Annotated in this window: 23 protein-coding genes; 11 read left to right on the forward strand and 12 right to left on the reverse strand. The window is 61.9% G+C overall.

The window, feature by feature from the left end:
• Positions 1-14: 14 nt before the first annotated feature.
• The 3 genes from LDZ28_RS09760 to fumC all read left to right on the forward strand — a co-directional run bounded on the left by LDZ28_RS09760 (position 15) and on the right by fumC (position 4,963).
• Entirely contained in the window at positions 15-1,445 is a 1,431-nt protein-coding gene (locus LDZ28_RS09760) for an MATE family efflux transporter (RefSeq protein ID WP_244825860.1), read from the forward strand.
• A gap of 435 nt (positions 1,446-1,880) precedes the next feature.
• Positions 1,881-3,503 (forward strand): phospholipase D family protein, encoded by a 1,623-nt coding sequence (locus LDZ28_RS09765; RefSeq protein ID WP_244825862.1) that lies wholly within the window; start codon positions 1,881-1,883, stop codon positions 3,501-3,503.
• A 53-nt stretch (positions 3,504-3,556) separates the two neighbouring features.
• On the forward strand, positions 3,557-4,963 hold the full coding sequence (fumC, locus tag LDZ28_RS09770; protein ID WP_244825863.1) for a class II fumarate hydratase: 1,407 nt from the start codon (positions 3,557-3,559) through the stop codon (positions 4,961-4,963).
• Between the two features lie 59 nt (positions 4,964-5,022).
• On the opposite strand, the gene LDZ28_RS09775 is transcribed toward fumC, so the two are convergent.
• Positions 5,023-5,556 (reverse strand): acyl-CoA thioesterase, encoded by a 534-nt coding sequence (locus tag LDZ28_RS09775; RefSeq protein WP_244825865.1) that lies wholly within the window; start codon positions 5,554-5,556, stop codon positions 5,023-5,025.
• A 77-nt stretch (positions 5,557-5,633) separates the two neighbouring features.
• Positions 5,634-5,780, reverse strand: a complete 147-nt coding sequence (locus LDZ28_RS09780) for a hypothetical protein (protein WP_244825866.1) — start codon at positions 5,778-5,780, stop codon at positions 5,634-5,636.
• A 139-nt stretch (positions 5,781-5,919) separates the two neighbouring features.
• On the opposite strand from LDZ28_RS09780, the gene LDZ28_RS09785 reads away from it, so the two are divergent.
• On the forward strand, positions 5,920-6,642 hold the full coding sequence (locus tag LDZ28_RS09785; protein ID WP_244825867.1) for a helix-turn-helix transcriptional regulator: 723 nt from the start codon (positions 5,920-5,922) through the stop codon (positions 6,640-6,642).
• Between the two features lie 62 nt (positions 6,643-6,704).
• Here LDZ28_RS09785 and LDZ28_RS09790 read toward each other — a convergent pair whose 3' ends face one another.
• Together LDZ28_RS09790 and LDZ28_RS09795 are read right to left on the reverse strand one after the other, a co-directional pair.
• Complete coding sequence (locus LDZ28_RS09790) at positions 6,705-7,676, reverse strand: thymidylate synthase (RefSeq protein ID WP_244825868.1); 972 nt, start codon at positions 7,674-7,676, stop codon at positions 6,705-6,707.
• Positions 7,677-7,822: 146 nt separating this feature from the next.
• The gene (locus LDZ28_RS09795; RefSeq protein WP_244825869.1) at positions 7,823-9,202 is read right to left on the reverse strand and encodes a sigma-54 dependent transcriptional regulator; all 1,380 of its coding nucleotides are present in this window, start codon (positions 9,200-9,202) and stop codon (positions 7,823-7,825) included.
• A 943-nt stretch (positions 9,203-10,145) separates the two neighbouring features.
• Here LDZ28_RS09795 and LDZ28_RS09800 point away from each other — a divergent pair.
• Positions 10,146-10,649 carry a dihydrofolate reductase gene (locus tag LDZ28_RS09800; protein ID WP_244825870.1) on the forward strand — a complete coding sequence of 168 codons (504 nt, stop codon included), beginning with the start codon at positions 10,146-10,148 and terminating at the stop codon, positions 10,647-10,649.
• Between the two features lie 59 nt (positions 10,650-10,708).
• On the opposite strand, the gene pmbA is transcribed toward LDZ28_RS09800, so the two are convergent.
• A complete protein-coding gene (pmbA, locus tag LDZ28_RS09805) occupies positions 10,709-12,079 on the reverse strand; it encodes a metalloprotease PmbA (RefSeq protein ID WP_244825871.1) in 1,371 nt (456 codons plus the stop codon).
• Positions 12,080-12,301: 222 nt separating this feature from the next.
• Here pmbA and yjgA point away from each other — a divergent pair, with 222 nt between their 5' ends.
• Together yjgA and mog are read left to right on the forward strand one after the other, a co-directional pair.
• Positions 12,302-12,901 (forward strand): ribosome biogenesis factor YjgA, encoded by a 600-nt coding sequence (yjgA, locus tag LDZ28_RS09810; RefSeq protein WP_244825872.1) that lies wholly within the window; start codon positions 12,302-12,304, stop codon positions 12,899-12,901.
• Positions 12,882-13,520, forward strand: a complete 639-nt coding sequence (mog, locus tag LDZ28_RS09815; RefSeq protein ID WP_244825874.1) for a molybdopterin adenylyltransferase — start codon at positions 12,882-12,884, stop codon at positions 13,518-13,520. The genes yjgA and mog overlap by 20 nt, the downstream gene beginning before the upstream one ends.
• Here the strand turns inward: mog and orn are convergent.
• A complete protein-coding gene (gene orn, locus LDZ28_RS09820) occupies positions 13,511-14,116 on the reverse strand; it encodes an oligoribonuclease (protein WP_244825876.1) in 606 nt (201 codons plus the stop codon). The genes mog and orn overlap by 10 nt on opposite strands.
• 157 nt (positions 14,117-14,273) lie before the next feature.
• Between orn and LDZ28_RS09825 the strand changes: the two genes are divergently transcribed.
• Genes LDZ28_RS09825 through LDZ28_RS09835 form a run of 3 tightly spaced genes read left to right on the forward strand, consistent with a single transcriptional unit; the run spans position 14,274 to position 16,815 of the window.
• A complete protein-coding gene (locus LDZ28_RS09825) occupies positions 14,274-15,542 on the forward strand; it encodes a M48 family metallopeptidase (protein ID WP_244825878.1) in 1,269 nt (422 codons plus the stop codon).
• 11 nt (positions 15,543-15,553) lie between these two features.
• Positions 15,554-16,495, forward strand: coding sequence for a ribosome small subunit-dependent GTPase A (rsgA, locus tag LDZ28_RS09830; RefSeq protein WP_244825880.1), 942 nt, complete (start codon positions 15,554-15,556; stop codon positions 16,493-16,495).
• Positions 16,492-16,815: a DUF2007 domain-containing protein gene (locus LDZ28_RS09835; RefSeq protein ID WP_244825881.1), complete on the forward strand. Its 324-nt coding sequence runs from the start codon at positions 16,492-16,494 to the stop codon at positions 16,813-16,815. Before rsgA ends, LDZ28_RS09835 begins: the two co-directional genes overlap by 4 nt.
• A gap of 7 nt (positions 16,816-16,822) precedes the next feature.
• On the opposite strand, the gene LDZ28_RS09840 is transcribed toward LDZ28_RS09835, so the two are convergent.
• The 6 genes from LDZ28_RS09840 to rpsP form a co-directional block, all read right to left on the reverse strand.
• Entirely contained in the window at positions 16,823-17,761 is a 939-nt protein-coding gene (locus LDZ28_RS09840) for a CobD/CbiB family protein (RefSeq protein WP_244825882.1), read from the reverse strand.
• A 115-nt stretch (positions 17,762-17,876) separates the two neighbouring features.
• Complete coding sequence (locus tag LDZ28_RS09845; RefSeq protein ID WP_244825884.1) at positions 17,877-18,530, reverse strand: CoA pyrophosphatase; 654 nt, start codon at positions 18,528-18,530, stop codon at positions 17,877-17,879.
• A gap of 147 nt (positions 18,531-18,677) precedes the next feature.
• Positions 18,678-19,070: a 50S ribosomal protein L19 gene (rplS, locus tag LDZ28_RS09850; protein WP_244825886.1), complete on the reverse strand. Its 393-nt coding sequence runs from the start codon at positions 19,068-19,070 to the stop codon at positions 18,678-18,680.
• Positions 19,071-19,219: 149 nt separating this feature from the next.
• Positions 19,220-19,990: a tRNA (guanosine(37)-N1)-methyltransferase TrmD gene (trmD, locus tag LDZ28_RS09855; RefSeq protein ID WP_244825887.1), complete on the reverse strand. Its 771-nt coding sequence runs from the start codon at positions 19,988-19,990 to the stop codon at positions 19,220-19,222.
• Positions 19,991-20,026: 36 nt separating this feature from the next.
• Positions 20,027-20,758 (reverse strand): ribosome maturation factor RimM, encoded by a 732-nt coding sequence (rimM, locus tag LDZ28_RS09860; RefSeq protein ID WP_244825888.1) that lies wholly within the window; start codon positions 20,756-20,758, stop codon positions 20,027-20,029.
• Positions 20,759-20,820: 62 nt separating this feature from the next.
• Positions 20,821-21,075, reverse strand: coding sequence for a 30S ribosomal protein S16 (gene rpsP, locus LDZ28_RS09865; RefSeq protein WP_008342343.1), 255 nt, complete (start codon positions 21,073-21,075; stop codon positions 20,821-20,823).
• A 295-nt stretch (positions 21,076-21,370) separates the two neighbouring features.
• Between rpsP and LDZ28_RS09870 the strand changes: the two genes are divergently transcribed.
• Positions 21,371-21,874, forward strand: coding sequence for a TM2 domain-containing protein (locus LDZ28_RS09870; protein ID WP_244825889.1), 504 nt, complete (start codon positions 21,371-21,373; stop codon positions 21,872-21,874).
• Positions 21,875-21,892 lie beyond the last annotated feature (18 nt).

The following is a 21,892-nucleotide window of genomic DNA, read 5'->3' on the forward strand; positions in this document are numbered from 1 at the left end:
TGGCCGCTCAAGACATGCAATCCCATTTCACGCGCGCGGCGGCGCATCCGCCGAGTTTTTCGCGCCATGCCGTCGATACGGCGCGGCTCGCGGCGCCGCTCGCCATCGCGCAACTCTCGCAAATGGCGATGGGCGTCACCGACACCATCCTGCTCGGCTCGTTAGGCCCCGATGCGCTCGCTGCCGGCGGCCTGGGCGCGAACGTGTTCTTCGTGATCGTGACGCTGCTGCAGGGCGTGCTTACGTCCGTCAGCGTATCGGTGGCGCATGCGCGTGGCGCGAACGCGGAACATCAGGTGCCGGGCATCTACTGGACGGGGCTCGTGTTGTCGGTGCTGCTTGCGGTGCCCGCGTTCGTGCTCCTGAGCTACGCCGAGCCGATTCTCCTCGCGTTCCATGAACCCGCGACGCTGGCCCGGAATATCGGTGAGTATTGCGCCGTGCTGCGCTGGGGCACGCCGGGCAGCCTCATCGGCATTGGATTGATGCGCGCGTTTCTGCCGGCTATCGGCGCGGCGCGCAGGCTTTTGTGGGTGTCGATCGGCGGTGTGTTCGTCAACGGTTTCCTCAACTACGGGCTGATTCACGGCGCCTGGGGCCTGCCGCGCGAAGGGTTTCTCGGCTCGGCTGCGGCGACCACGATCACCATTTGGGGCATTGCGCTCGCGCTCGTCGCGCTGTTGCATCTGCGGCCGCGCTATCGTCATTTCGTCGTCGCGGCGCGTCCGCGCATGCCGCTCATGGGCGAACTCTTCGGCATCGGCTGGCCGGTCGCCATCACGTATGGCGTCGAATCCACGCTGTTTCTCGCCACCGGCCTCATGGTCGGCTTGCTTGGCGAAGCGCCGCTCGCCGCGCACCAAATCGCGATCAACGTGGCGTCGGTGGCCTTCATGGTGCCGCTTGCCATCGGACAGGCGGCGAACGTGCGCGTGAGCTATTGGGTCGGCGCGGGCGTGCCGCTCGCGGCGCGTCATGCGGGCTTCGTCGCGCTCGCGCTCGGCGTCGGCTTCATGGTGCTGTCGGGACTCGTGCTGATTACCGTGCCGCGCGCGATCGTCGGGCTGTATCTGCATCTCGGCGATCCGAAAAACGCGCAGACGGTTGCGCTCGCGGCCTCGCTGCTGGGTGTCGCCGCCGTGTTCCAGATCGTCGATGGCATGCAGACGGTCGGTTCCGGCTGCCTACGCGGCCTCAAGGACACTCGCGTGCCGATGCTCGCCGCCGCGTTCGGTTACTGGGGCGTCGGTTTTCCGACGGGTTATGTGCTCGCGTTTCACTTCGAACTGGGCGCGAAGGGCTTGTGGTGGGGCCTCGCGGCGGGGCTCGCGAGCGTTGCCATGCTGATGACGCTGCGTTTTCATCGAATCAGCCGGCGGATGGTCGAGACGGGAAGCGTGAAGGTTGCGGATGGCGCGACCGCGCCGGTTCACGGCCCGACCTGAGCGCGTGGTTCGAGCAAATAAGCATCACAACCGCTTCCCCACATACAAAGCACGAATCCTTGGTTGGAGAGACCAGCAGGCATTGTTAGGATGAACCCGTCTCCTCCTTGAGACTCCAGTGACAGGGGTTCAAGCCCGCTCCACCCGAGCGGGCTTTTTTTCGTCCGCGCTCTGGCGCCGATACGCGGGTTCGCATACTGCCTTTCCGGGCGAATCGTCCAATTTCCCATAGAATATTTTCGAGACCAGCACCGGCGAGAACGGTAATTGCTACGTCGCGAAACCGAGCATCGGCATCGTCATGAATGCCGGGCCGTATCGAGACCACGAAAAAGAGGAATGACAGTGTCGCGAAACCGGGGAATGGATGAAGCTGCCATCGGTGCAAGTGCAAGTGCAAGTGCAAGTGCGAGTGCAAATGCAAGAACGAGCAGCATGAGGAAGATTTCGAGTCGCACCGCGCGCCTCTTCGCAACGCTCGCGCTGACGGCACTTTGCGCCGCTTGCGCGACACGCCCGCCCGCCACGGCGTTCGATCGCCCGGTGAGCCAGGCATTGCCGGCTAGCGAAAGCACGCCGCTCGGCGACGCGCTCGCGCCGCTCGAACGCAAGCACCCGGACCAGTCCGCCGTGCGTCTCCTGCCAAGCGGCACTGAAGCGCTGCAGGCGCGCATTGCACTCGCGCGCGCGGCGACGAAAACGCTCGACATGCAGTACTACATCGCCGAGGAAGACAACACCGGCAAGCTGTTGCTCGCCGCCGCGCTCTACGTGGCGGACCACGGCGTGCGCGTGCGCATGCTCGTCGACGACCTGAACTTCAAGGACATCGACCGCATCATGGCGGCGCTGAACACGCATCAGAACATCGAGATTCGCGTGTTCAACCCATACGGCAGCGCGCGCGAGAGCTTCACCGAACGCACGCAGAACTTCTTCTCCAATGTCGATGGCTTCACGCGCCGCATGCATAACAAGGCGATGATCGCGGATAACCAGATCGCCATCGTCGGCGGCCGCAATCTCGGCGACGAATACTTCAGCGCGAGTCCGACGCTGCAGTTCCGCGATCTCGATGTCTTCACCGCCGGACCCATCGCGCAAAAAGTCTCCGCGAGTTTCGACGACTACTGGAACAGCGCGCTGTCGTATCCGCTGCGCGTGTTGAACAAGCAGAAATTCGACGCGTCCGAGCTAGACAAGACGCGCGACGATCTGCGCGCGCACTGGCGCGCGCAAGCCGAACCGCTCAATGCCAAGCCGCTGAACGCGACGCCGCTCGCGCAGCAGATCGCGCAGGAAGATCTGGAACTCGTCTGGGCAGAGACCGAGTTCTGGGCCGATTCGCCGTCGAAGATCGAGAACCCGAGCGAGGACTACAAGAGTCCGCCGATGACGCGTCTCGCCGACCTGCTGAAGAGCGCGCAAAGCGAATTCCTGATTCTGTCGCCCTACTTCGTGCCGCACGATGCAGGCGTGAAGGCGCTCGCCGATGTCACGCGGCGACACGTGCGCGTCGCCGTGCTGACCAACTCCCTCGCCGCCACCGATGCCGTCGCGGTCCAGGCGGGCTACGCGCCGTATCGCATTCCTCTGCTGCAAAACGGCGTGGAACTGTACGAATTCAAGCCGATTCAGATCCAGGGCGAAGGCCGTCCGCGCGCCGGGCTCTTCGGCTCGCAATCGCGCGCGAGTCTGCATGCAAAGGCGTATGTCATCGATCGGAGTATCCTCGTGATCGGCTCGATGAATCTCGATCCGCGCTCGGCGCTGCTCAACACCGAACTCGCGCTCGTGATCCATAGCCAGCCTATCGCCGATCAGACCGCGAAGCTGTTCGATCGAGGCATCACGCCCGAGGTGAGCTATCGCGTGGAACTGGCGAGCGCGGCGGTGATGGCGAGTCTGCAGCGCACCGGTTCGCCGCAATCCGGCCTCGTCTGGACGACGAAGGGCAAGGACGGCATGGTCACCTATAACTTCGATCCCGAAGCGGGCTTGTATCGAAACGTGATGACGGGCCTCTTCATGCTGCTGCCAGTCGACAAGCAGTTATGAAGCGGGCGGCTCGCATCGGCACCGAATCTGACTCTCGTAAGGAGCTTCAAGCAATGACACAGAACGCAAAGGGCGATGTACGCATGGAGAAGGACACGTTCGGCGAGATTGCCGTGCCGAACGACAAGCTTTGGGGCGCGCAAACGCAGCGCTCCTTGCAGAACTTCAAGATATCGACTGAAAAGCAGTCGCCCGAGCTGATCACGGCACTCGCTATCGTCAAGCACGCAGCCGCCGACGTGAACGAAGAGCTGAAGGTGCTCGACGCCAAGAAAGCCAAGGCGATCAAGGCAGCCGCGCAGGAGATCATCGACGGCAAGCATCCGGACGAGTTTCCGCTCGCCGTGTGGCAGACGGGCTCCGGCACGCAGACCAACATGAATCTCAACGAAGTCATCGCGAATCGCGCAAGCGAGCTGCTCGGTGGTGAGCGCGGCGAAGAGCGCCTCGTGCATCCGAACGACGACGTGAATCGCGGACAGTCGTCCAACGACGTATTTCCGACGGCCATGCATGTCGCCGCCGCATTTGCCATCGTCAGGCATCTCGTGCCGGCGCTCAAGACGCTGCGCGACACGCTCGACAAAAAATCGAAGGCCTTCGCGGATATCGTGAAAATTGGCCGCACACACTTGCAGGACGCAACGCCGCTCACGCTCGGCCAGGAATTCTCAGGCTATGTCGCGCAACTCGATCAGGGCATTCGTCACGTCGAGGCAACCTTGCCGCATCTGTATCAGCTTGCGCAAGGCGGCACGGCCGTCGGCACGGGGCTCAATGCGCATCCGCAGTTCGCGGTGAAGGTCGCGGCGGCCATCGGCAAGCTGACCGGCCTGCCGTTCGAAACCGCGCCCAACAAATTCGAAGTGATGGCCGCCGCCGACGCGCTCGTCGCCGCGCACGGCGCGTTGAAGACAGTCGCCGCCGGGCTCATGAAGATTGCCAACGACATCCGCTGGCTCGCGAGCGGTCCGCGCTGCGGCCTGGGCGAACTTTCGATTCCGGAAAACGAGCCGGGCAGCTCGATCATGCCGGGCAAGGTCAATCCCACGCAGTCCGAAGCCGTGACCATGCTCTGTTGTCAGGTTTTCGGCAACGACGTGGCGGTGAACTTCGGCGGCGCGAGCGGCAACTTCGAACTGAACGTGTTCCGGCCGATGATCGCGCATAACGTGCTGCAGTCCGTGCGTCTGCTCGCGGATGGCGCGCTCAGCTTCAACGACAACTGCGCGGTCGGTATCGAGCCGAACGAGAAGCGTATCGAGAGTCTCCTGAACGAATCGCTGATGCTCGTGACGGCGCTCAATCCGCATATCGGCTACGACAAAGCCGCGCAGATCGCAAAGAAGGCGCACAAGGAAGGCACGACGCTGAAGGAATCGGCGCTGGCGCTCGGACACGTGACCGAGCAGCAGTTCGATGAATGGGTCAAGCCGCAGGATATGGTCGGCAACAAGTAGCTTGTCGATCGATCACGAAGCCCGCGTGCGCATGCGCGGGCTTCACCGGTCAATGCGCTTCAAACCTTCCCCGCCGCGACCTCTTCCGGCTTCAGTTCGACGATAGCGTCGAGCGCATCTTTCACGTCCATCGCGTAGCGCGCGAGACGCTTCTCTTCGTCCGATTCCGGCACGAACGCGGGCACGGGCGTCGGTTGACCTTTTTCATCGACGGCGACGAAGACCATCAGGCAATCGGTAGTCTGTTCGAGCTCGCCGACTTTCGGATCGCCCGCGTGCACGGAGATATGGATATGCATGCTGGTGCGCCCGGTTGCCACCACGCGCGCGCGTAGCTCCACGAGATTGCCGACGAGAATCGGCCTGCGAAAGCGGATATTGCCGACGCTCACCGTCACGGCATACCTCCCGGACCACATCGCCGCGCATGCGTACGCGGTTTCGTCGATCCACTTCATCAACGCGCCGCCGTGCACCTTGCCGCCGAAGTTCACCGAAGTCGGTTCGGCGAGAAAACGAAACGTGGTTTCGGCGCGGCCCGCGCGAAGGGCGCCGGGTTCGGCGGGAGCGAAAGTGGAATTGGGCGTATTCATGGGCGTTCCGTTTTATCGAAGTTGCACGCGCTCTTCAAGGCGCATACGCCCGATTATAGGGTCGGCAAAAAGCTCGGCTAATTGTGCACGGTCACGCCTTCGTCGATGGTGCCGTACATCGTGATGCTGCCGCCGCCCGCGCCCGCCGAAGACGGCCCGCCCGCGCATCCGGCGACAAGCGCGATCAACCCGGCGACGACGGTGACTGTGATGAATCTGATCATGCGAACTCCTTGCTGCCGCGAATACCGATACGAAGGGCCATTCTAGCGCCGGCTGCGGATGCATCGACGTTTCACCGGGCAGTGAAACATCGCGTGCGATCGCGCGCTAGAGTATCTGAAACGGTTCCGGAGAAGCGCCATGAACTCAAGCCCCGAAGACTCTCGTTCCCGCCACTTTCCCGGCCTTTCGCGCATTGGGGCGTTGCTCGCCGATCCGGGCCGCGCGGCCATGCTCTGGTCGCTGATGGACGGCACCGCGCGCCCCGCCGGCGAACTCACGATGATCGCGGGACTCTCGCCTTCGGCGGCGAGCGGACATCTCGCGCGTCTGACCGAAGGCGGGTTGCTGGCGCTGGAAGTGAGCGGGCGGCATCGCTATTACCGGATCGCAACCGCCGATATCGCCGCCGCGATCGAAGCGCTCGCCAATCTCGCGCGCGCGAGCGCGCCGGAGCGCGAGCCGCAGCGGCCGCCGAGCGCGGTGCCACTCGACATGCGCTACGCGCGCACGTGCTACGACCATCTGGCGGGCGAACTGGCGGTGCGTGTCTTCGATACGATGATCGCTCGCGACTGGCTCGCCGCAGACGGCGCCACCGAACTCGAAGCCACGAAAGACGGCGCGCAGGCCTTCGCGCAACTGGGTATCGACCTGACGGCACAGCGGGCGCGCCGCAGACGTTTTGCGTGTACGTGCATTGACTGGAGCGAGCGGCGGCCGCACTTAGGCGGCGCGCTTGGTGCGGCGTTTCTCGACGCTTGCGAAGCGCATGGCTGGATCGAACCGACGTCGAAGCGCCGTGTGCTGCGCGTAACGCCCTCAGGACAGCAACACTTCCAACAATTTCTGTCGATGCGCTGAGCCAAACAAAAACGCACGGTTTTGAGCCGTGCGTTTTTGCGTCCTGCGTGAGAAAACGATAATCAAACCGCCATCGGCGCCTTCAAAGCTTCATGGTGTTTATAACCTTCGAGCGCAAAGTCTTTCGGCTCGATTTGTTCCAGCCATTCCGGTTCATAGCGTTTCGTGACAGCGTAATCCGGCACGCGATCCGAAATGATGAGCTGGGGACTCGGAAAAGGCTCGCGCTTCAATTGCTCGTTCAGCATATCGAGTTGATTCTCGTAAATATGCGCGTCACCGATGAAATACGTGAACCAGCGCGGCTTGAAACCGGTCAGCCGTCCGACGAGATGCAGCAGCGCCGCGCCTTCGGTCAGATTGAACGGCGTGCCGAGCCCGACATCGTTACTGCGGATATAAAGACACAGCGAAATCTCGCGCGTCGTTACGTTCGGGATGAATTGATACAGCAAATGACACGCGGGCAAAGCAATCTCGTCGAGCTTGGCCGGATTCCACGCATGAAAAAGAATGCGCCGGTCGGTGGGACGCTCGATGATCGTATCGAGACATTGCCTCAACTGGTCGATCGCCTTATACAGCAGCACCTGCTCGCGGCCGTTTTCGACGAAGCTCGTCACCAGTTGATAACCGCGATTGGTGGCATCGGCGATCTGGTCGCCCGCGCAGGCATCCACGAGCTTGTAGGCCGGCCATTTGCGCCATTGCACGCCATACACGTCGCCGAGATCGTCCTCGCCCTGGCGATACGGATTCTCGAGCCACTGCGGATTTTCATTGGCGTTCGCGTCCCAGACCTTGCAACCGAGCGCGCGGAAATCAGCGGCGCTCTTCGAGGCGCGCAGAAAGCCGACCATTTCGCCGATCGCCGACTTGAACGCGAGCTTCTTCGTCGTAACGGCAGGAAAGCCTTGTTGCAAGTCGAAGCGCAACATCGCGCCCGGAATGCCGATAGTGCGGATGCCCGTGCGGTTTTCCTGCCACGTGCCGGTATCGAGAATCGTCTGGACGAGCTCGAGATACTGTTTCATTCGATGATCCTTGGAGGCGCGACGCGCCTAAGCGAATGCCGGCGCAAAGAAGCAATTTTACCAAGCGCAGCGCGCGGACGCTCTTCGTGACACAAAAGAAACGGGCGCTTGAAGCGCCCGTTCGAATGTCCTGCCAAGCCTGAGTCTTAGCCGCGCGTGGCGTGCTCCGGCGGCGCATCCACCTCGATATGGCGCATGCCATGCGCACTCAGCAACCGATACAGCGTGACGCGCGAGATGCCGAGTTCGTGCGCGGCATCGCCAAGACGCCCGCGATGACGCAGCAATGCGAGTTCGATGGCCTGACGCTCCGCCGCCTCGCGCGCTTGCGCAAGCGACACCGGCGCCACTTCGACGTATTCGCCCAATTCGAGATCGCGCGCGGTGATCTGCCGCCCTTCCGACATGACGATGGCACGCCGCACGCGGTTGATGAGTTCGCGCACGTTGCCCGGCCAGCCGTAGTTGTGGATCGCGGCGATGGCGCACGGCGAAAAGCCGCGCAGACGCCGGCTTGCGTCCTTCTTGAAGCGATCGAGCATATGCTTCGCGAGCAATTCGATATCTTTACCGCGCGCACGCAGCGGCGGCTCGTCGATCTGCAACACGCACAGGCGGTGATACAAGTCGGCGCGAAAACGCCCTTCGATCATCGCGGTTTGCATATCGACGTGAGTCGCCGAGATGATGCGGACATCGACGGGCGTCGAACCGTGACCGCCCAGACGCTCTACCTTGCGCTCCTGCAGGAAGCGCAACAGGCTGGCCTGGCTTTCGAGCGGCAGATCGCCGATTTCATCGAGGAACAGCGTGCCGCCGTTGGCCGCTTCAACGCGCCCGATCTTGCGCTGATTTGCGCCCGTGAATGCGCCGCGCTCGTAGCCGAACAGCTCCGATTGCAGGAGATGCGCCGGAATCGCGCCGCAGTTGATGGCCACAAACGGTTGATCGCGACGCGCGGAGCGCTCGTGAATGGCAACCGCCGTCAGTTCCTTGCCCGTGCCCGATTCGCCCGAAATGAACACGGGCGCGTCCGTCATGGCGACTTTGCGGATGGAGCGAAACAGCGCCAGCATGGCGTCGCACGATCCGACCATTTCGCCTTCGGCGCGGCCTTCGCTGCGCGAATCGTTCGATGCCGCGTCATGCAGCGCGACCATGCCGTAGGCGTGTCCCACGGAATCGACGATGCGATCGTTCGAAGTCGGCATCGTGACGTAGTCGAAACAATAGTCGCGAATCAGCCGGCGCACGGCGGCGTCTTCCAGTTGTCCGGAAACGGTGGCGGCGACCCAGCCGACGTTCGTCATGGTCAACGACGACTCGAACGCCGCCAATTCGTGAGACTCGAAGTGACTCGACAAGTCCAGCAGACCACCGATTGCCATATCGCTACGCAGGGCTTTCTTCGTGTCGCGCGCGCTCGCCACGATTTCGATTTGCCAGCCGCGTTCTTCGAAGCGCGCGCATAGCATCTCGCTGGGATCGCGAGTCACATAGATAAGTTGCCGCCGAGCGACGTCCATTATTCAGATCCTTTCTTCAACATTCGTTGAAAAGGTCGCGTAGTTCAGGCTCTCGCTGCATGCAGAAATCAATGTCCTCGCGCTGTGTGGCGAGCGGACTCGCGTTTCGATTCGTTGCCTCCGGGAACGACGCATCTGGCGCCGTGAACCCTTCCACGAATCCCTATTGACCGGTTCTGCGCCATTTTCGAGAGACTACTATAACCCATAAACCCCGCAAACAAATATCGTCAAGGCCCATTGGACTGGTCACAAAACCCTGACAGGACGGGGCTGGCAAGAATTTCTCAATGAATTATTAAAAGCAAATGAGACGTTTTAATAAGACAAAATCTTATACCTGATTCACAGGAAATTCATGTTTTTCTCCCTTCGCGTTTCACGTGTGAAACGTTTTCGTCCATTCGGCCGCGATGATTTTCTGCCGTTTTCATCATGATCTTTGCACGGTAACGGATTGCGACTGTTGGCATGTATCTGGCTATATTCGACGCATGCGGACAGGTAAGAAATGCAAGCCGCATTTCGTTTCGTCAGCAGATTTTCAGCCTGGTCGCATCTCAACTCGATATACCAGCCGCCTGACTGTTTTATTCCCGAAACACTTCCGGGAATACTTACTCGGATATGTCGCCACGATGGCTTTCGATCATTCTTTACCGGATTGCGCGCCGACTTCCCGTTCGTCGGACGAAGACGAGCGACGCGCCTTGTCGTGGACAAATGCGCGGGATGCAGCGAACACGAGCGACCCCGAATCGCACCAAAGGCAGTCTTCGAACTACGGCGTGAGCGTCACGCTATGGGACGAGTTCACGCCCGAGCGGCCGGGATTCGATCGGACCAAAGGCTGAGTCGAGGCAAGACAGCGGCGGGCGTCGGTTAAAATCGCGGCACGGTCGCGCCTCCTGCGCGCCTCACTCCTGCACGACTTTCCGACTACATGACGACGCTGACCCTGATCGTCGCCCGCGCGCGCAATGGCGTGATCGGACGCGACAACGACCTGCCCTGGCGCCTCCCCGAGGATCTCGCTTTCTTCAAGCGCACGACGATGGGCGCGCCGATCATCATGGGACGCAAGACGCATGAATCGATTGGCCGGCCGCTGCCCGGGCGGCGGAATATCGTCGTGTCGCGCGACGCCACGCGTCGCTATACCGGCTGCGATACCGTCACGAGCTTGGCCGATGCCCTCTCGCTCGCCATCGCCGACCACGCAAGCGAGGCCTTCGTGATCGGCGGCGCGCAGTTGTACGGCGACGCCATCGCGCAGGCGGACAAGCTGATCGTCACCGAGATCGATGCCGATTTCGAAGGCAACACCCATTTTCCGGCGCCGGACGCCGCGCATTGGCAGGAAGTCGCTCGCGATCCGCGGCGCGCCGCGCCACCGAACGCGTTCGACTTCGCGTTCGTCACGTATCGACGCCGGGCGGACGCATGAACGAAGGCCCCGGATAGCTCGCGCCATCCGGGGCCTTCTTCTTGAACCACCTCTGAGTTTTACTGCCCCGCGATGGTCATCCGCTCGATCAGCACCGAGCCGATTTCCTTCGTGCCGCGCACGACCGTATCCGCGCCGATCGCCTCGATGTGGCGGAACATTTCCTGAAGCGTGCTCGCGACCGTGATTTCCTCGACCGCGTGCTGAATCTTGCCGTTCTCCACCCAAAAGCCCGACGCACCGCGCGAATAGTCGCCCGTCACGTAGTTCACGCCCTGCCCCATCAGTTCGGTAAGCAAAAGGCCGGTGTCGAGCTTCTTCAGCATGGCCTCGAAGTCGTCTTCCGCCTTCGTATTCGAGCTTGTCATCGTCAAATTATGCGAGCCGCCCGCGTTGCCGGTGGTCTTCATGCCGAGCTTGCGCGCCGAATACGTGGACAGGAAATAGCCCTGCACAACGCCGTCATCCACCACATTGCGACGCTCGGTGCGCACGCCTTCCTCGTCGAACGGCGCGCTGCCCATGCCGCCCTTCACGTGCGGATCTTCGACGATCTGAACGTGCGGCGCGAACACCGGCTTGCCGAGGCTGTCGACGAGAAACGTCGTCTTGCGATACAACGCCCCACCGCTCACCGCTTGCACGAACGAGCCGAGGATGCCCGCAGCCAGCGGCGCTTCGAACAACACGCGGCACTTGCGCGTGTCGAGGCTCTTCGCGTTCAGACGCGCGAGCGCGCGTTCGGCGGCGTAGCGTCCGACGGCTTCCGGCGCGGCGAGTTCGGTGGCATTGCGGCGCGACGTGTACCAGTCGTCGCGCTGCATGTCGCGTCCGCTCGCGGCAATGGGCGCGCACGCGATGTAATGCCGCGAGTACGGATAGCCCGCGAGGAAGCCGCGCGAGGTCGCGAGCACGAACTGCGAATGCTGCGCCGATACGCTCGCGCCCTCGGAATTGGTCACGCGCTTATCCACCGCGAACGCGGCGGCTTCGGCGCGGCGTGCGAGCTCGGCGGCCTCTTCGGCGTCGATGACCCACGGATGATAAAGATCGAGGTCCTGAGGCGACTTTTCCAGCAAGTCTTCTTCCGCAAGCCCGGCGGCGCTGTCTTCAGCCGTGAAGCGCGCGATGTTGTAGGCGGCCGCAACGGTATCGCGCAGTGCTTCGCGCGTGAAGTCCGCGGTGCTCGCATTGCCGCGCTTCTTGCCGATGAAGACGGTCACGCCCACCATCTTGTCCCGGTTGTGCTCGATGGTCTCCACTTCGCCGCGCCGCACGCTTACCGAAAGGCCATCGCCTTCGGAGATTTCGGTGGCGGCATCGGTCGCGCCGAGTTCCTTCGCGTGACGCAGGATGTCGGAGGCAATCTCCTTGAGTTCGTCTTGCGTATGCGGGAAAAAGCGTTGCTTGACGTCCATGTCTGCTGCCATTTTGTGTGTGCCTTAGGAGGTCGGGGGCGCCGCGCGCCCGCGCGTGTCGTTGCAAGAGGATTCCCGCTTTCGTCCGGCCTTTCGATGAAGCAGACGGCGGGGTCGATTCGATCGACGCATGCTGCGATCATAGCAAGGACCGCGCACCCGCACCGCATGCACGATGCATCGCGCTTCGCGTGCGCGAGCCGAGCGCCGCGACGCGCAAGCTACAATATCGCCATGAACCGTAAAACCCGCATTCAACCGATCGAAGCCGAGCCGGAAGTCGACGAAAACGGCTACGATCGCCCGAGCAAATCCCAGCTCAAGCGCGACATGCACGCGCTGCAGGAACTGGGCGAGGCGCTGATCGCGCTGCCGAAAGACGCGCTCAAGCGCATGCCCATGCCTGAGAAGCTGAACGACGCCGTGCGCGAAGCGCGTCGTATCACCGATCACGAAGGCAAGCGCCGTCAGGTGCAATACGTCGGGCGCGTCATGCGCACGCTGCTCGAAGACGAAGTCGCCGCGCTGCGCACCGCGCTCGACACGCATCGCGGCGTGAACAAGGCGGAGACCGCGCGCCTGCATTGGATCGAACGCTCGCGCGACAAGCTGCTCGCAAGCGACGCCGCGCTGACCGATTTCATCCGCGAGCATCCGGGCGTGGACGCGCAGGAAGGCCGCACGCTGATCCGCAATACGCGCAAGGAGCGCGAGCTGCAAAAGCCGCCGCGCTATTACCGCGAATTGTTCCAGTGGATCAAGAACGCAGCGGGCGTGAAACAGGAAGACGAGAGCGACAGCGACGAGGAAAACCGTGACGACGACGAAGCGTAATCATCCGGACGAGTTGCTCGTCGGACTGGTTTCGATCAGCGATCGCGCCTCGCAAGGCGTGTACGAGGACAAAGGCGTGCCGTCGCTCGAAGCATGGCTCGGAGAAGCGCTGAGCTCACCCTGGCGCGCGCAAACGCGGCTGATTCACGACGATGCCGCCACCATCTCGGCCACGCTCATCGAACTGGTCGACACACACGGTTGCGATCTCGTGCTGACCACGGGCGGCACCGGTCCCTCGCGCCGCGACGTGACGCCGGAAGCGACGCTCGCCGTCGCCACCAAGCCGATGCCAGGCTTTGGCGAACAGATGCGCCAAATTAGCCTGAACTTCGTGCCGACCGCCATTCTCTCACGTCAGGTTGCCGTGATTCGTGAGACGGAGGATCACGCCGCGCTCATCATCAATTTGCCGGGACAGCCGAAGTCGATCAGGGAAACGCTCGAAGGCCTGAAGGACGCCGACGGCAAGACGCGCGTGCCGGGCATCTTCGCGGCAGTGCCGTATTGCATCGATCTGATCGGCGGGCCTTACATCGAAACGAAGCCGGAAGCGGTTGCCGCGTTCCGGCCCAAAAGCGCCATTCGAAAGTCAGGCGCTTCCAAACCTCAAGCCTGAGCCGACGATGCCGACGCCGCGGGAATCAGGAAGTGCTCGCGGTAGTACTTGAGTTCGTCGATGGACTCGTGGATATCGGCGAGCGCCGTGTGCATCGCGCGCTTCTGAAAGCCCTTGTAGATGGCTGGCTGCCAGCGGCGGCACAGTTCCTTGAGCGTGCTCACGTCCAGATTGCGATAGTGAAAGAACGTCTCCAGTTCCGGCATCCAGCGCGCCATGAAGCGGCGGTCCTGGCAAATGGAATTGCCGCACATCGGCGACTTGCCGGGCGGCACGTACTGACCGAGGAATTCACGAGTCTGACGGGTGGCTTCCGCTTCATCCACCGTCGATGCCTTCACGCGTTCCGTCAGCCCCGAGCGGCCATGCGTATTGCGATTCCACTCGTCCATGCGGCCAAGTGCTTCTTCCGACTGATGGATCGCAAACACCGGCCCCTCCACCAGCTTGTCGAGCGTCGAATTCGTCACGACCACCGCGATCTCGATGATGCGATCATTGTCGGGATCGAGCCCGGTCATCTCCATGTCGAGCCACACGAGATTCATGTCGCTGCGCGCGAGGACGGGTTCGGGTTGGTCGAGAGAATCGGTCATGGAAAGTACCTGGAAGAGGTTCGAGTAACGCTGATGTTAGTGTCTTGAGGCGCATGAAGCCCAGTTGCCGCGCGGGCTTTTCGGCAACCACGCGTTGTGGCAACGCGAGCACGGCCTAGAACCTATAATTCTCGCATAGTTCAATCGGAAGCCCTGCATGGCCAACCTCACACTCGCTTTTTCGACGATCTTCGTCGTCGCCCTCGTTGCGATGGTTTCAACGAAGCTCTGGCTGGCCTCGCGCCAGATTCGCTACGTCGCGGCGCATCGCAACGGCGTGCCGCCGCAGTTCACCGGCACGATCCCGTTGACGGCGCACCAGCGCGCGGCGGACTACACCGTCGAGCGCACGCGCCTCACGATGATCGAAGTCGTCACCAGCGCCATCGTGCTGGTCGCGCTGACCTTGCTCGGTGGCTTGCAGGCACTCGATATCGCCATTACGGAGTCGCTCGGGCGCGGCTATCTCGGACAGATCGCGCTGGTCGCGGCGGTCATCGCAATTACGAGTCTCATCGACCTGCCGTTCGACTATATCCGCCATTTCGTGATCGAGGAAAAGTTCGGCTTCAATCGTATGTCGAAGAAACTGTTTTTTCTCGATCTCGTGAAGGGCACGGTGCTGGGCGCGATCATCGGTGCGCCGCTTCTGCTGCTCGTGCTCTGGATGATGGATCGCGCCGGCAGCTACTGGTGGCTCTACACGTGGATCGTCTGGGTTGCGTTCCAGTTGCTCGCGATGATCATCTATCCCACTTTCATCGCGCCGCTTTTCAACAAGTTCGAGCCGCTCAAGGATGAGGCGCTGCGGGCTCGTATTGAGAATCTGATGTCGCGCACCGGCTTTGCGGCAAAGGGCTTGTTCGTCATGGACGGCAGCCGCCGTTCCGCGCACGGCAACGCGTATTTCACGGGCTTCGGCGCGGCGAAGCGCATCGTCTTCTTCGATACCCTGCTTGCGCGCCTTTCCGGCAGCGAGATCGAAGCCGTGCTCGCGCACGAACTCGGCCACTTCAAGCGCCGTCACGTGCTCAAGCTGTTGGTCGTGATGTTCGCCATCAGCCTCGCCATGCTCGCGCTCCTCGGCTGGCTCGTGCAGACCGTGTGGTTCTACGAAGGCCTCGGCGTGCATCCGTCGCTCGTCGGCGGCAACAACGGACTTGCGCTCGTCCTGTTCATGCTCGTGCTGCCGGTGTTCATGTTCTTCATCACGCCGCTCGGCAGCCTGAGCTCGCGCAAACACGAATTCGAAGCCGATGCCTTCGCGGCCAGCCAGACCGATCCGAAGGATCTCGTCAACGCGCTCGTCAAACTGTACGAAGACAACGCGTCCACGCTCACGCCCGATCCGCTCTACACCGCGTTTTATTACTCGCATCCGCCCGCTTCGCAGCGCATCGACCGCTTGATGCAACACACCGCATGACGGCGCGTGGCGTGTCATCGGGCCGCGGCGCGCGTCAGGGCGGCGCGGCTTCCGCGGAGGCCCGACTGGAAGGCACCGTGATCGCCGCGCATGGCCGGCACTATCTCGTCGCGCCGCACGACGGCGGCGCGAAGCTGCAATGCTTCCCGCGCGGCAAAAAGAGCGAAGTCGCCGTCGGCGATCGCGTGATCTACGAGCAGTCTTCGGCGGATCAGGGCGTGATCGTCGAAATTGGCGAGCGGCGCAACCTGCTTTACCGGTCCGATCAGTTCAAGTCGAAGCTCTTCGCGGCGAACCTCGATCAACTGCTGATCGTGCTCGCCACCGAGCCGCATTTCAGCGAAGACCTGCTCGGGCGCGCGCTGATCGCCGCCGAGGCGCACGGGCTCGAAGCGCTCATCGTGCTCAACAAGATCGACGTGGAAAGCGCGTTGCCCCTGGCGCGCGAGCGACTTGCGCCCTATCGCGCGCTGGGCTACACGGTGATCGAACTGTCCGCGAAGATGGCACCCGGCGAAGTGCATCCGCAACTGGATGAGCGCCTGAAAGATCGCTCGACGATCTTGCTCGGCCAGTCGGGCATGGGCAAATCGACGCTCGTGAATCTGCTCATCCCCGACGCCGACGCCGCCACGCGCGAGATTTCGTCGGCGCTCAACAGCGGCCGGCATACCACCACCTTCACGCGTCTCTACGAATTGCCAGGCGGCGGCTCGCTCATCGATTCACCTGGCTTTCAGGAGTTCGGCCTGCATCACTTGTCCGAAGGTCAACTGGAACGCGCCTTCGCTGACTTCCGGCCGTATCTAGGGCATTGCCGCTTCTACAACTGCCATCATCTGCAGGAGCCGGGCTGCGCTGTACTCGAAGCGGTCGAAGCCGGCAAAATTCGGCCGGCGCGGCATGCGCTTTATGCGCAGCTCGTCCACGAAGCAAGCCAGATCGTTCGATGAAACGGCTCACGCGCGCACCGAACCTCATCACGGCGCAACACTGGATGAACGTGCTCGCGACCGCAGGCGTGCCTTGCGAGCTACACAATCGGTATTTGAATGGCGCGCTGGGTGACATTCCGGCGGATCAATGTGCGCCGGAAATCTGGATCGTCGATGAACGCGACGAAGCGCTGGCCACTCGCCTTCTGGAGCGTGCAAAGCGCGGACCGGAAGCGAATGCCCGGCCCTGGCGATGCCGTCAGTGCGGCGAATGGCTCGAAGCGCAGTTCACCGTGTGCTGGCAGTGCCAGACGGACCGCGATCCGCTGGACGATTGACGCCTTGCTATGCCAGCCAGACGGCAATGGTCAGCATGAGCAGGATCAACATCCACAAGATCACCGCGCGCCACACCAAGCCAACCGCCGATTGGAGCGTGCGTGGCGTGCAGTCGTCGCCGACGGGCAGCGGGCTTGCATCGCCCACGGCGAGCGCCTCGACGCTCAGCGGTTCGGCGAGCGGTCCTGCGAGACGCGCGCCCAACGCGCCGCTGCCGGCCGCGAGCAACACGCCTTCGTTCGGGTCCGGCCACTGACGCGCGTGATTGCGCCACGCGTAGATCGCATCCTCGAAATTGCCGACGATTGCGAAGCCGAGCGCGGTGAGCCGCGTAGGAATCCAGTCGATCACGAAAAACGCACGCTGCGCGAACGATGAGAACGCTGCGGTCCGCTCGGGATTCGGCTCCGTCCACGCACGCGCCAGATACTCGGCGATCCGATAAAACACCGCGCCAGCCGGCCCGATGGGAATCAGAAACCAGAAGAACACGCCGAACACATGCCGATGCGACGCGATTACCGCGTGCACGAGCGTGTGGCGCACGATCTCGCTTACCGGCATGTCGACGGTATCGAGACCGGTCCACTCCGTGAGCACCTCGCGGGCGCGCGGCACGTCGTCGTTATTGAGCGCGAGATGGATATCGGTGAAATAGTGGCTGAACTGACGAAAGCCGAGCGTGAAGTACACGATCACCACGTTCCAGAAAAACGCCAGAACGAAGTTGATCCGATACAACACGTAATAGATGAGCCCGACCACGAGCGTCCACGGCAACACCACCACCAGCCACGCAACGATGCCGTGCTTTTCCTTGCCCGCGTCGAAGCCATGGGCGGTGCTTTCCGCATGATACTGAAGCAACGCCGAGATCGGATTGTGCGGCGATAACGCACGCACCTGCTCGAGGATAAGAGCCAGCAATACAGAGAAAAAAGTCATGCGGTGCGCCGAAACGGTCGGAGTAGTTCGAGTTTCGCGTAACGATAGCACAGCGTTCGATGCGTTCAGACGCGCTGACCAATCGCAAGGTCGCGTAACGTCGCACGTTGACGCGTCAGGCGGCGAGGAAGCGGTAGAAATTGCGCAACATGCCAGCCGTTGCACCCCAGATGAAATACGGAGCCGTCTTTTCATCGGGTTTGTAAGGCATGGCAAAAAAACGACGCTCGCCACCTTCCCATTGGAAAACGCGCACTTCGTGGTTTGCCGAGTCCATCAGAAACGCGAGCGGCACTTCGAAGATATCGGCGACTTCGCTCGTATCGGCTTTGAGCGCGAACGGCGGATAGACCAATGCAACGACAGGCGTCACGCGAAATCCGGTGCCTGTCAGATAGTCCGGCAGCGCGCCGACCACTTCGCAATGCTCCGCGCCCAGGCCGACTTCCTCGCGTGCTTCGCGTAGCGCGGTGGCGGCGGCATCGGCGTCCTCGGGTTCCTGACGGCCGCCGGGAAAGCTGATTTGTCCCGCGTGGTCGGAAAGATGGTCGGCCCGCTGAGTCAGGAGCACGGTCAGACCGCCTTCACGCACGACGAGCGGCACGAGAACAGAAGCCACGCGCGGATCGCCGCCGATGGCCTTGATGCGCTGTTCGGGCGCTTCCTGCGTCCATTCGAGCGTCTGTGCGAAACGCGCTCGCAGTCCTTCGGGCGTAAGGCGCGCGGGTGGTATGGCGGGAAGCGCGGCGCCCGTCGAGAGGACGGGCATTCGTTCAGGTTCGAGAATGCGGGGAGTCGAAGTCTTGCCGGTGGACACGGGTCGAAAGCCAGGATGTCGAAGATTCAATTTGAACACACCAAAGAAAAAAGCACCCGCGAGGGTGCTTTTTCAGTACGGCGCCTGGACGCTGAGTCTTTACTCTGCAGCGGCTGCGGCGGTACGGTCCTTCGTGAACAGCTTTTCCTTGATACGTGCCGACTTGCCCGAGCGCTCGCGCAGGTAGTACAGCTTCGCACGACGGACGTCGCCGCGACGCTTCACGACGATGCTCGCCAGCAGCGGCGAGTAGGTCTGGAACGTACGCTCAACGCCTTCGCCCGAGGAAATCTTGCGGACGATGAAGTTCGAGTTCAGGCCACGATTACGCTTGGCGATCACGACGCCTTCGTAAGCCTGCACGCGCTTGCGCGTACCTTCGACGACGTTCACGTTGACGATGACCGTGTCGCCCGGACCGAAGTCGGGGATCGATTTTTCGCCCAAAACGCGCGCGATCTCTTCGTTCTCGAGTTGCTCAATCAGATTCATTACTGACTCCTTGTGCCATCTTGCCGGAGTTGTGTGCCTAGATTTCGCTTGCGCGATTTCGTTGATAAGGCCCCGGTAGAGGATGGGTTCACTTCTGGCGCCGAGGTTGAATTCAGCGCCCCCATTTACCCCGCTCGTTGGCTCGAAGTCTATTCGGACTTCGACGCCGTCTTCGCGAGATCTGCGAGCCATGCCTCGTCGGCACGGCTCAACATCCTGCTTTTGCGCGCCCGGTGAATCAGATCGGGCCGCTTCGTGAATGTGTTGCGTAATGCTTCGCGCCTGCGCCAGGCGTCGATTTCCTTGTGATGGCCGCCGAGCAGCACATCGGGAACGCGCGCGCCTTCGTATTCTTCCGGACGCGTGTAATGCGGACAATCCAGAAGTACGTCGACGAAACTGTCCTGCACCGCCGATTGCGCGTCATTCAGCACGCCGGGCAACTGGCGCACGACGGCGTCCATCAACGCCATGGCGGGCAATTCGCCGCCTGACAGCACGAAGTCGCCGAGGCTTATTTCTTCGTCTACTTCACGATCGATCAGACGCTGGTCGATTGCTTCGTAACGACCGCACAACAGCACGAGGCCCGGCTCGGCGGCCATGCGCATCACGCGTTCGTGATCGAGCTTGGCGCCTTGCGGCGACATCATCACGACGCGCGTCGTCGCGATGCTTTGCTCGCGCTGCGCGGCTTTCGCTGCCGCGATCGCGTCTTCTAGCGGACGTGCCAGCATGACCATGCCGGGGCCGCCGCCGTACGGGCGATCGTCGACGGTGCGGTAATTGTCCGTGGTGAAGTCGCGCGGATTCCACGTACGCAAACCGAACCGCTCCTGCTTCACCGCCCGGCTGGTAATGCCCCACTCGGTCAGCGCGCGGAACATTTCGGGAAAGAGCGTTACGACATCGAACTGCATCGCTCTCTCCGTAACTTGCCGATGACGAGCACCGGGTTAATAGTCGGCGTCCCAGTCGACGATGATGCGTTTCGCCGCCCGATTTACCGTCTTCACATACACACCGACGAACGGAATGAGCCGCTCTTCGGTGACGGACTTGCCATCCTTGTCGTTACTCGGATACTCGATCCGCAGAATGGAATGCGCGCCGTTGTCGATCATGTCGGCGACACGGCCAAGCGCCACGCCCGCTTCGTTTTCGACATCGAGGCCGATCAGATCGACCCAGTAGAACTCGTCTTCGTCGTCGAGCTTCGGGAAGTCGCTGCGAGCGATGTAGACCGCGTGACCCTTCAGCAACAATGCGGCGTCGCGATCGTCACAGCCTGACAGGCGCGCGACGATGGTATCCGCGTGCACTTTAGACTGAACACAACGCGCGGACTTGAACTCGCGGCCTTTGACGAGCCACCAGTTCTTCGCGCCAAGCAGCGCGTCGCCGCCCAGCTTGCTGTTGGCGTGCGGAACGATCTTGATCCAGCCCTTCAGACCGTAGGCATCGGCGATAAAACCGATTTCCACCGCGTCTTCCGGAAGACCATCTACCGACTCGACCGCCGCCGATGCTTCCTGCGACCTGCCTTCGCCCGAAGCGTCCGCCGTCACGCGACGCGCGCCGGGTTTCCGGACGAACGCGCCAAACGTGCTGGCATTTTCTTCTTGCTTCGGCTTCGGCCGACTGACATTGCCAGCGACGTTGCCGGATTCGGAATCACGCGCGGGCATCAGCAGACCTTGAAGCGGAATACCTTGAACGACTGAACTTCAGTCGACAAACTAACCAGCACTTAAGCAGCCGGTTGAGCTTGCTGAGCTTGCTTGACCAGACGCTCGACGGTCGGCGACAGTTGCGCGCCAACGCCTTGCCAGTAGGTCAGACGATCTTGAGCGATTCGCAGCGATTCGCCCTTGGTCGCGACCGGGTTGTAGAAACCAACGCGCTCGATGAAGCGGCCGTCACGGCGGCTACGCGAATCGGTTGCGACGATGTTGTAAAACGGGCGCTTCTTCGAGCCGCCACGAGCCAAGCGGATGATGACCATGCTGAAATCCTTGAAAACCGGGGTTCGGAACTACCAGAACACGCGATTATAGCGGAAACCGACGCTCCAACAAACACTTAACGTGATTATTGCGCGCAGTTCGGGTTTGGAACGCTTAAAACGGCGCGCCACAAGGACAAAAGCCCCGCAGCGGCCAGTGCGGCATTGTGCCAGTGTGTGACCGCCGAAGCGAGCAGCGTAAGATGTCGGATTCTCGCCTGGCGCAATCAGAGCAATCCGCGATAAGACGGCGCGCGCGCCACTATTTTCACCACCGATACCACCGCTTTCGCTGATGACTTCTTCGTCCGTCGCTACCGAGACCGGCCCGAAACCGGCCGGCAACCAGAATTGCCCGTATTTCCGCTCGAAGACGCTCACGGCGGCGCTCGCGTTTTTCTTTGGCAGTATTGGACTGCACCGTTTCTATCTGTATGGAATGCGCGACAAATGGGGCTGGGCGCATATCGTCGGCATCGTGTTGGGCGCGGTGGGTTATCTGTTGCTCGCGGCGACGGAGCGGACTTCGATTCTGGGCTGGGTGCTGGCGTTTCCCGGCGCGGTATCGCTGCTGGCGGCGTTTCTTTCCGCGATCGTCTATGGTCTTCGACCCGACGCCAAGTGGGACGCGCAATTCAACGCGCATACCAACCGGCAAAGCGATTCGGGCTGGACGGTCATCTTCATCGTCATTTTTTCATTGCTGTTCGGCGCGTTCTTGCTGATGACCGGCCTCGCGCTGACGTTCCAGACTTATTTCGAAAGCCAGGTGGAAGCTGCGAAGACACTGTCGCAGTAGGCGATAGACGACGAGTGC

The organism is Caballeronia sp. TF1N1 (assembly GCF_022878925.1).
GTDB lineage: Bacteria > Pseudomonadota > Gammaproteobacteria > Burkholderiales > Burkholderiaceae > Caballeronia.

Coding starts and splice junctions, on each gene's coding strand:
- rimM (WP_244825888.1), bottom strand. CDS start 20,758: ATGCCCGCGCGTGATTCCGAATCCGGCAACGTCGCTGGCAATGTCAGT.
- yjgA (WP_244825872.1), top strand. CDS start 12,302: ATGAACCGTAAAACCCGCATTCAACCGATCGAAGCCGAGCCGGAAGTC.
- LDZ28_RS09795 (WP_244825869.1), bottom strand. CDS start 9,202: ATGGACGTCGCTCGGCGGCAACTTATCTATGTGACTCGCGATCCCAGC.
- LDZ28_RS09825 (WP_244825878.1), top strand. CDS start 14,274: ATGGCCAACCTCACACTCGCTTTTTCGACGATCTTCGTCGTCGCCCTC.
- LDZ28_RS09765 (WP_244825862.1), top strand. CDS start 1,881: ATGAGGAAGATTTCGAGTCGCACCGCGCGCCTCTTCGCAACGCTCGCG.
- rpsP (WP_008342343.1), bottom strand. CDS start 21,075: ATGGTCATCATCCGCTTGGCTCGTGGCGGCTCGAAGAAGCGCCCGTTT.
- pmbA (WP_244825871.1), bottom strand. CDS start 12,079: ATGGCAGCAGACATGGACGTCAAGCAACGCTTTTTCCCGCATACGCAA.
- LDZ28_RS09835 (WP_244825881.1), top strand. CDS start 16,492: ATGAAACGGCTCACGCGCGCACCGAACCTCATCACGGCGCAACACTGG.
- trmD (WP_244825887.1), bottom strand. CDS start 19,990: ATGCAGTTCGATGTCGTAACGCTCTTTCCCGAAATGTTCCGCGCGCTG.
- LDZ28_RS09760 (WP_244825860.1), top strand. CDS start 15: ATGCAATCCCATTTCACGCGCGCGGCGGCGCATCCGCCGAGTTTTTCG.
- rplS (WP_244825886.1), bottom strand. CDS start 19,070: ATGAATCTGATTGAGCAACTCGAGAACGAAGAGATCGCGCGCGTTTTG.
- LDZ28_RS09790 (WP_244825868.1), bottom strand. CDS start 7,676: ATGAAACAGTATCTCGAGCTCGTCCAGACGATTCTCGATACCGGCACG.
- LDZ28_RS09870 (WP_244825889.1), top strand. CDS start 21,371: ATGACTTCTTCGTCCGTCGCTACCGAGACCGGCCCGAAACCGGCCGGC.
- orn (WP_244825876.1), bottom strand. CDS start 14,116: ATGACCGATTCTCTCGACCAACCCGAACCCGTCCTCGCGCGCAGCGAC.
- fumC (WP_244825863.1), top strand. CDS start 3,557: ATGACACAGAACGCAAAGGGCGATGTACGCATGGAGAAGGACACGTTC.
- LDZ28_RS09775 (WP_244825865.1), bottom strand. CDS start 5,556: ATGAATACGCCCAATTCCACTTTCGCTCCCGCCGAACCCGGCGCCCTT.
- LDZ28_RS09800 (WP_244825870.1), top strand. CDS start 10,146: ATGACGACGCTGACCCTGATCGTCGCCCGCGCGCGCAATGGCGTGATC.
- LDZ28_RS09785 (WP_244825867.1), top strand. CDS start 5,920: ATGAACTCAAGCCCCGAAGACTCTCGTTCCCGCCACTTTCCCGGCCTT.
- LDZ28_RS09840 (WP_244825882.1), bottom strand. CDS start 17,761: ATGACTTTTTTCTCTGTATTGCTGGCTCTTATCCTCGAGCAGGTGCGT.
- LDZ28_RS09780 (WP_244825866.1), bottom strand. CDS start 5,780: ATGATCAGATTCATCACAGTCACCGTCGTCGCCGGGTTGATCGCGCTT.
- LDZ28_RS09845 (WP_244825884.1), bottom strand. CDS start 18,530: ATGCCCGTCCTCTCGACGGGCGCCGCGCTTCCCGCCATACCACCCGCG.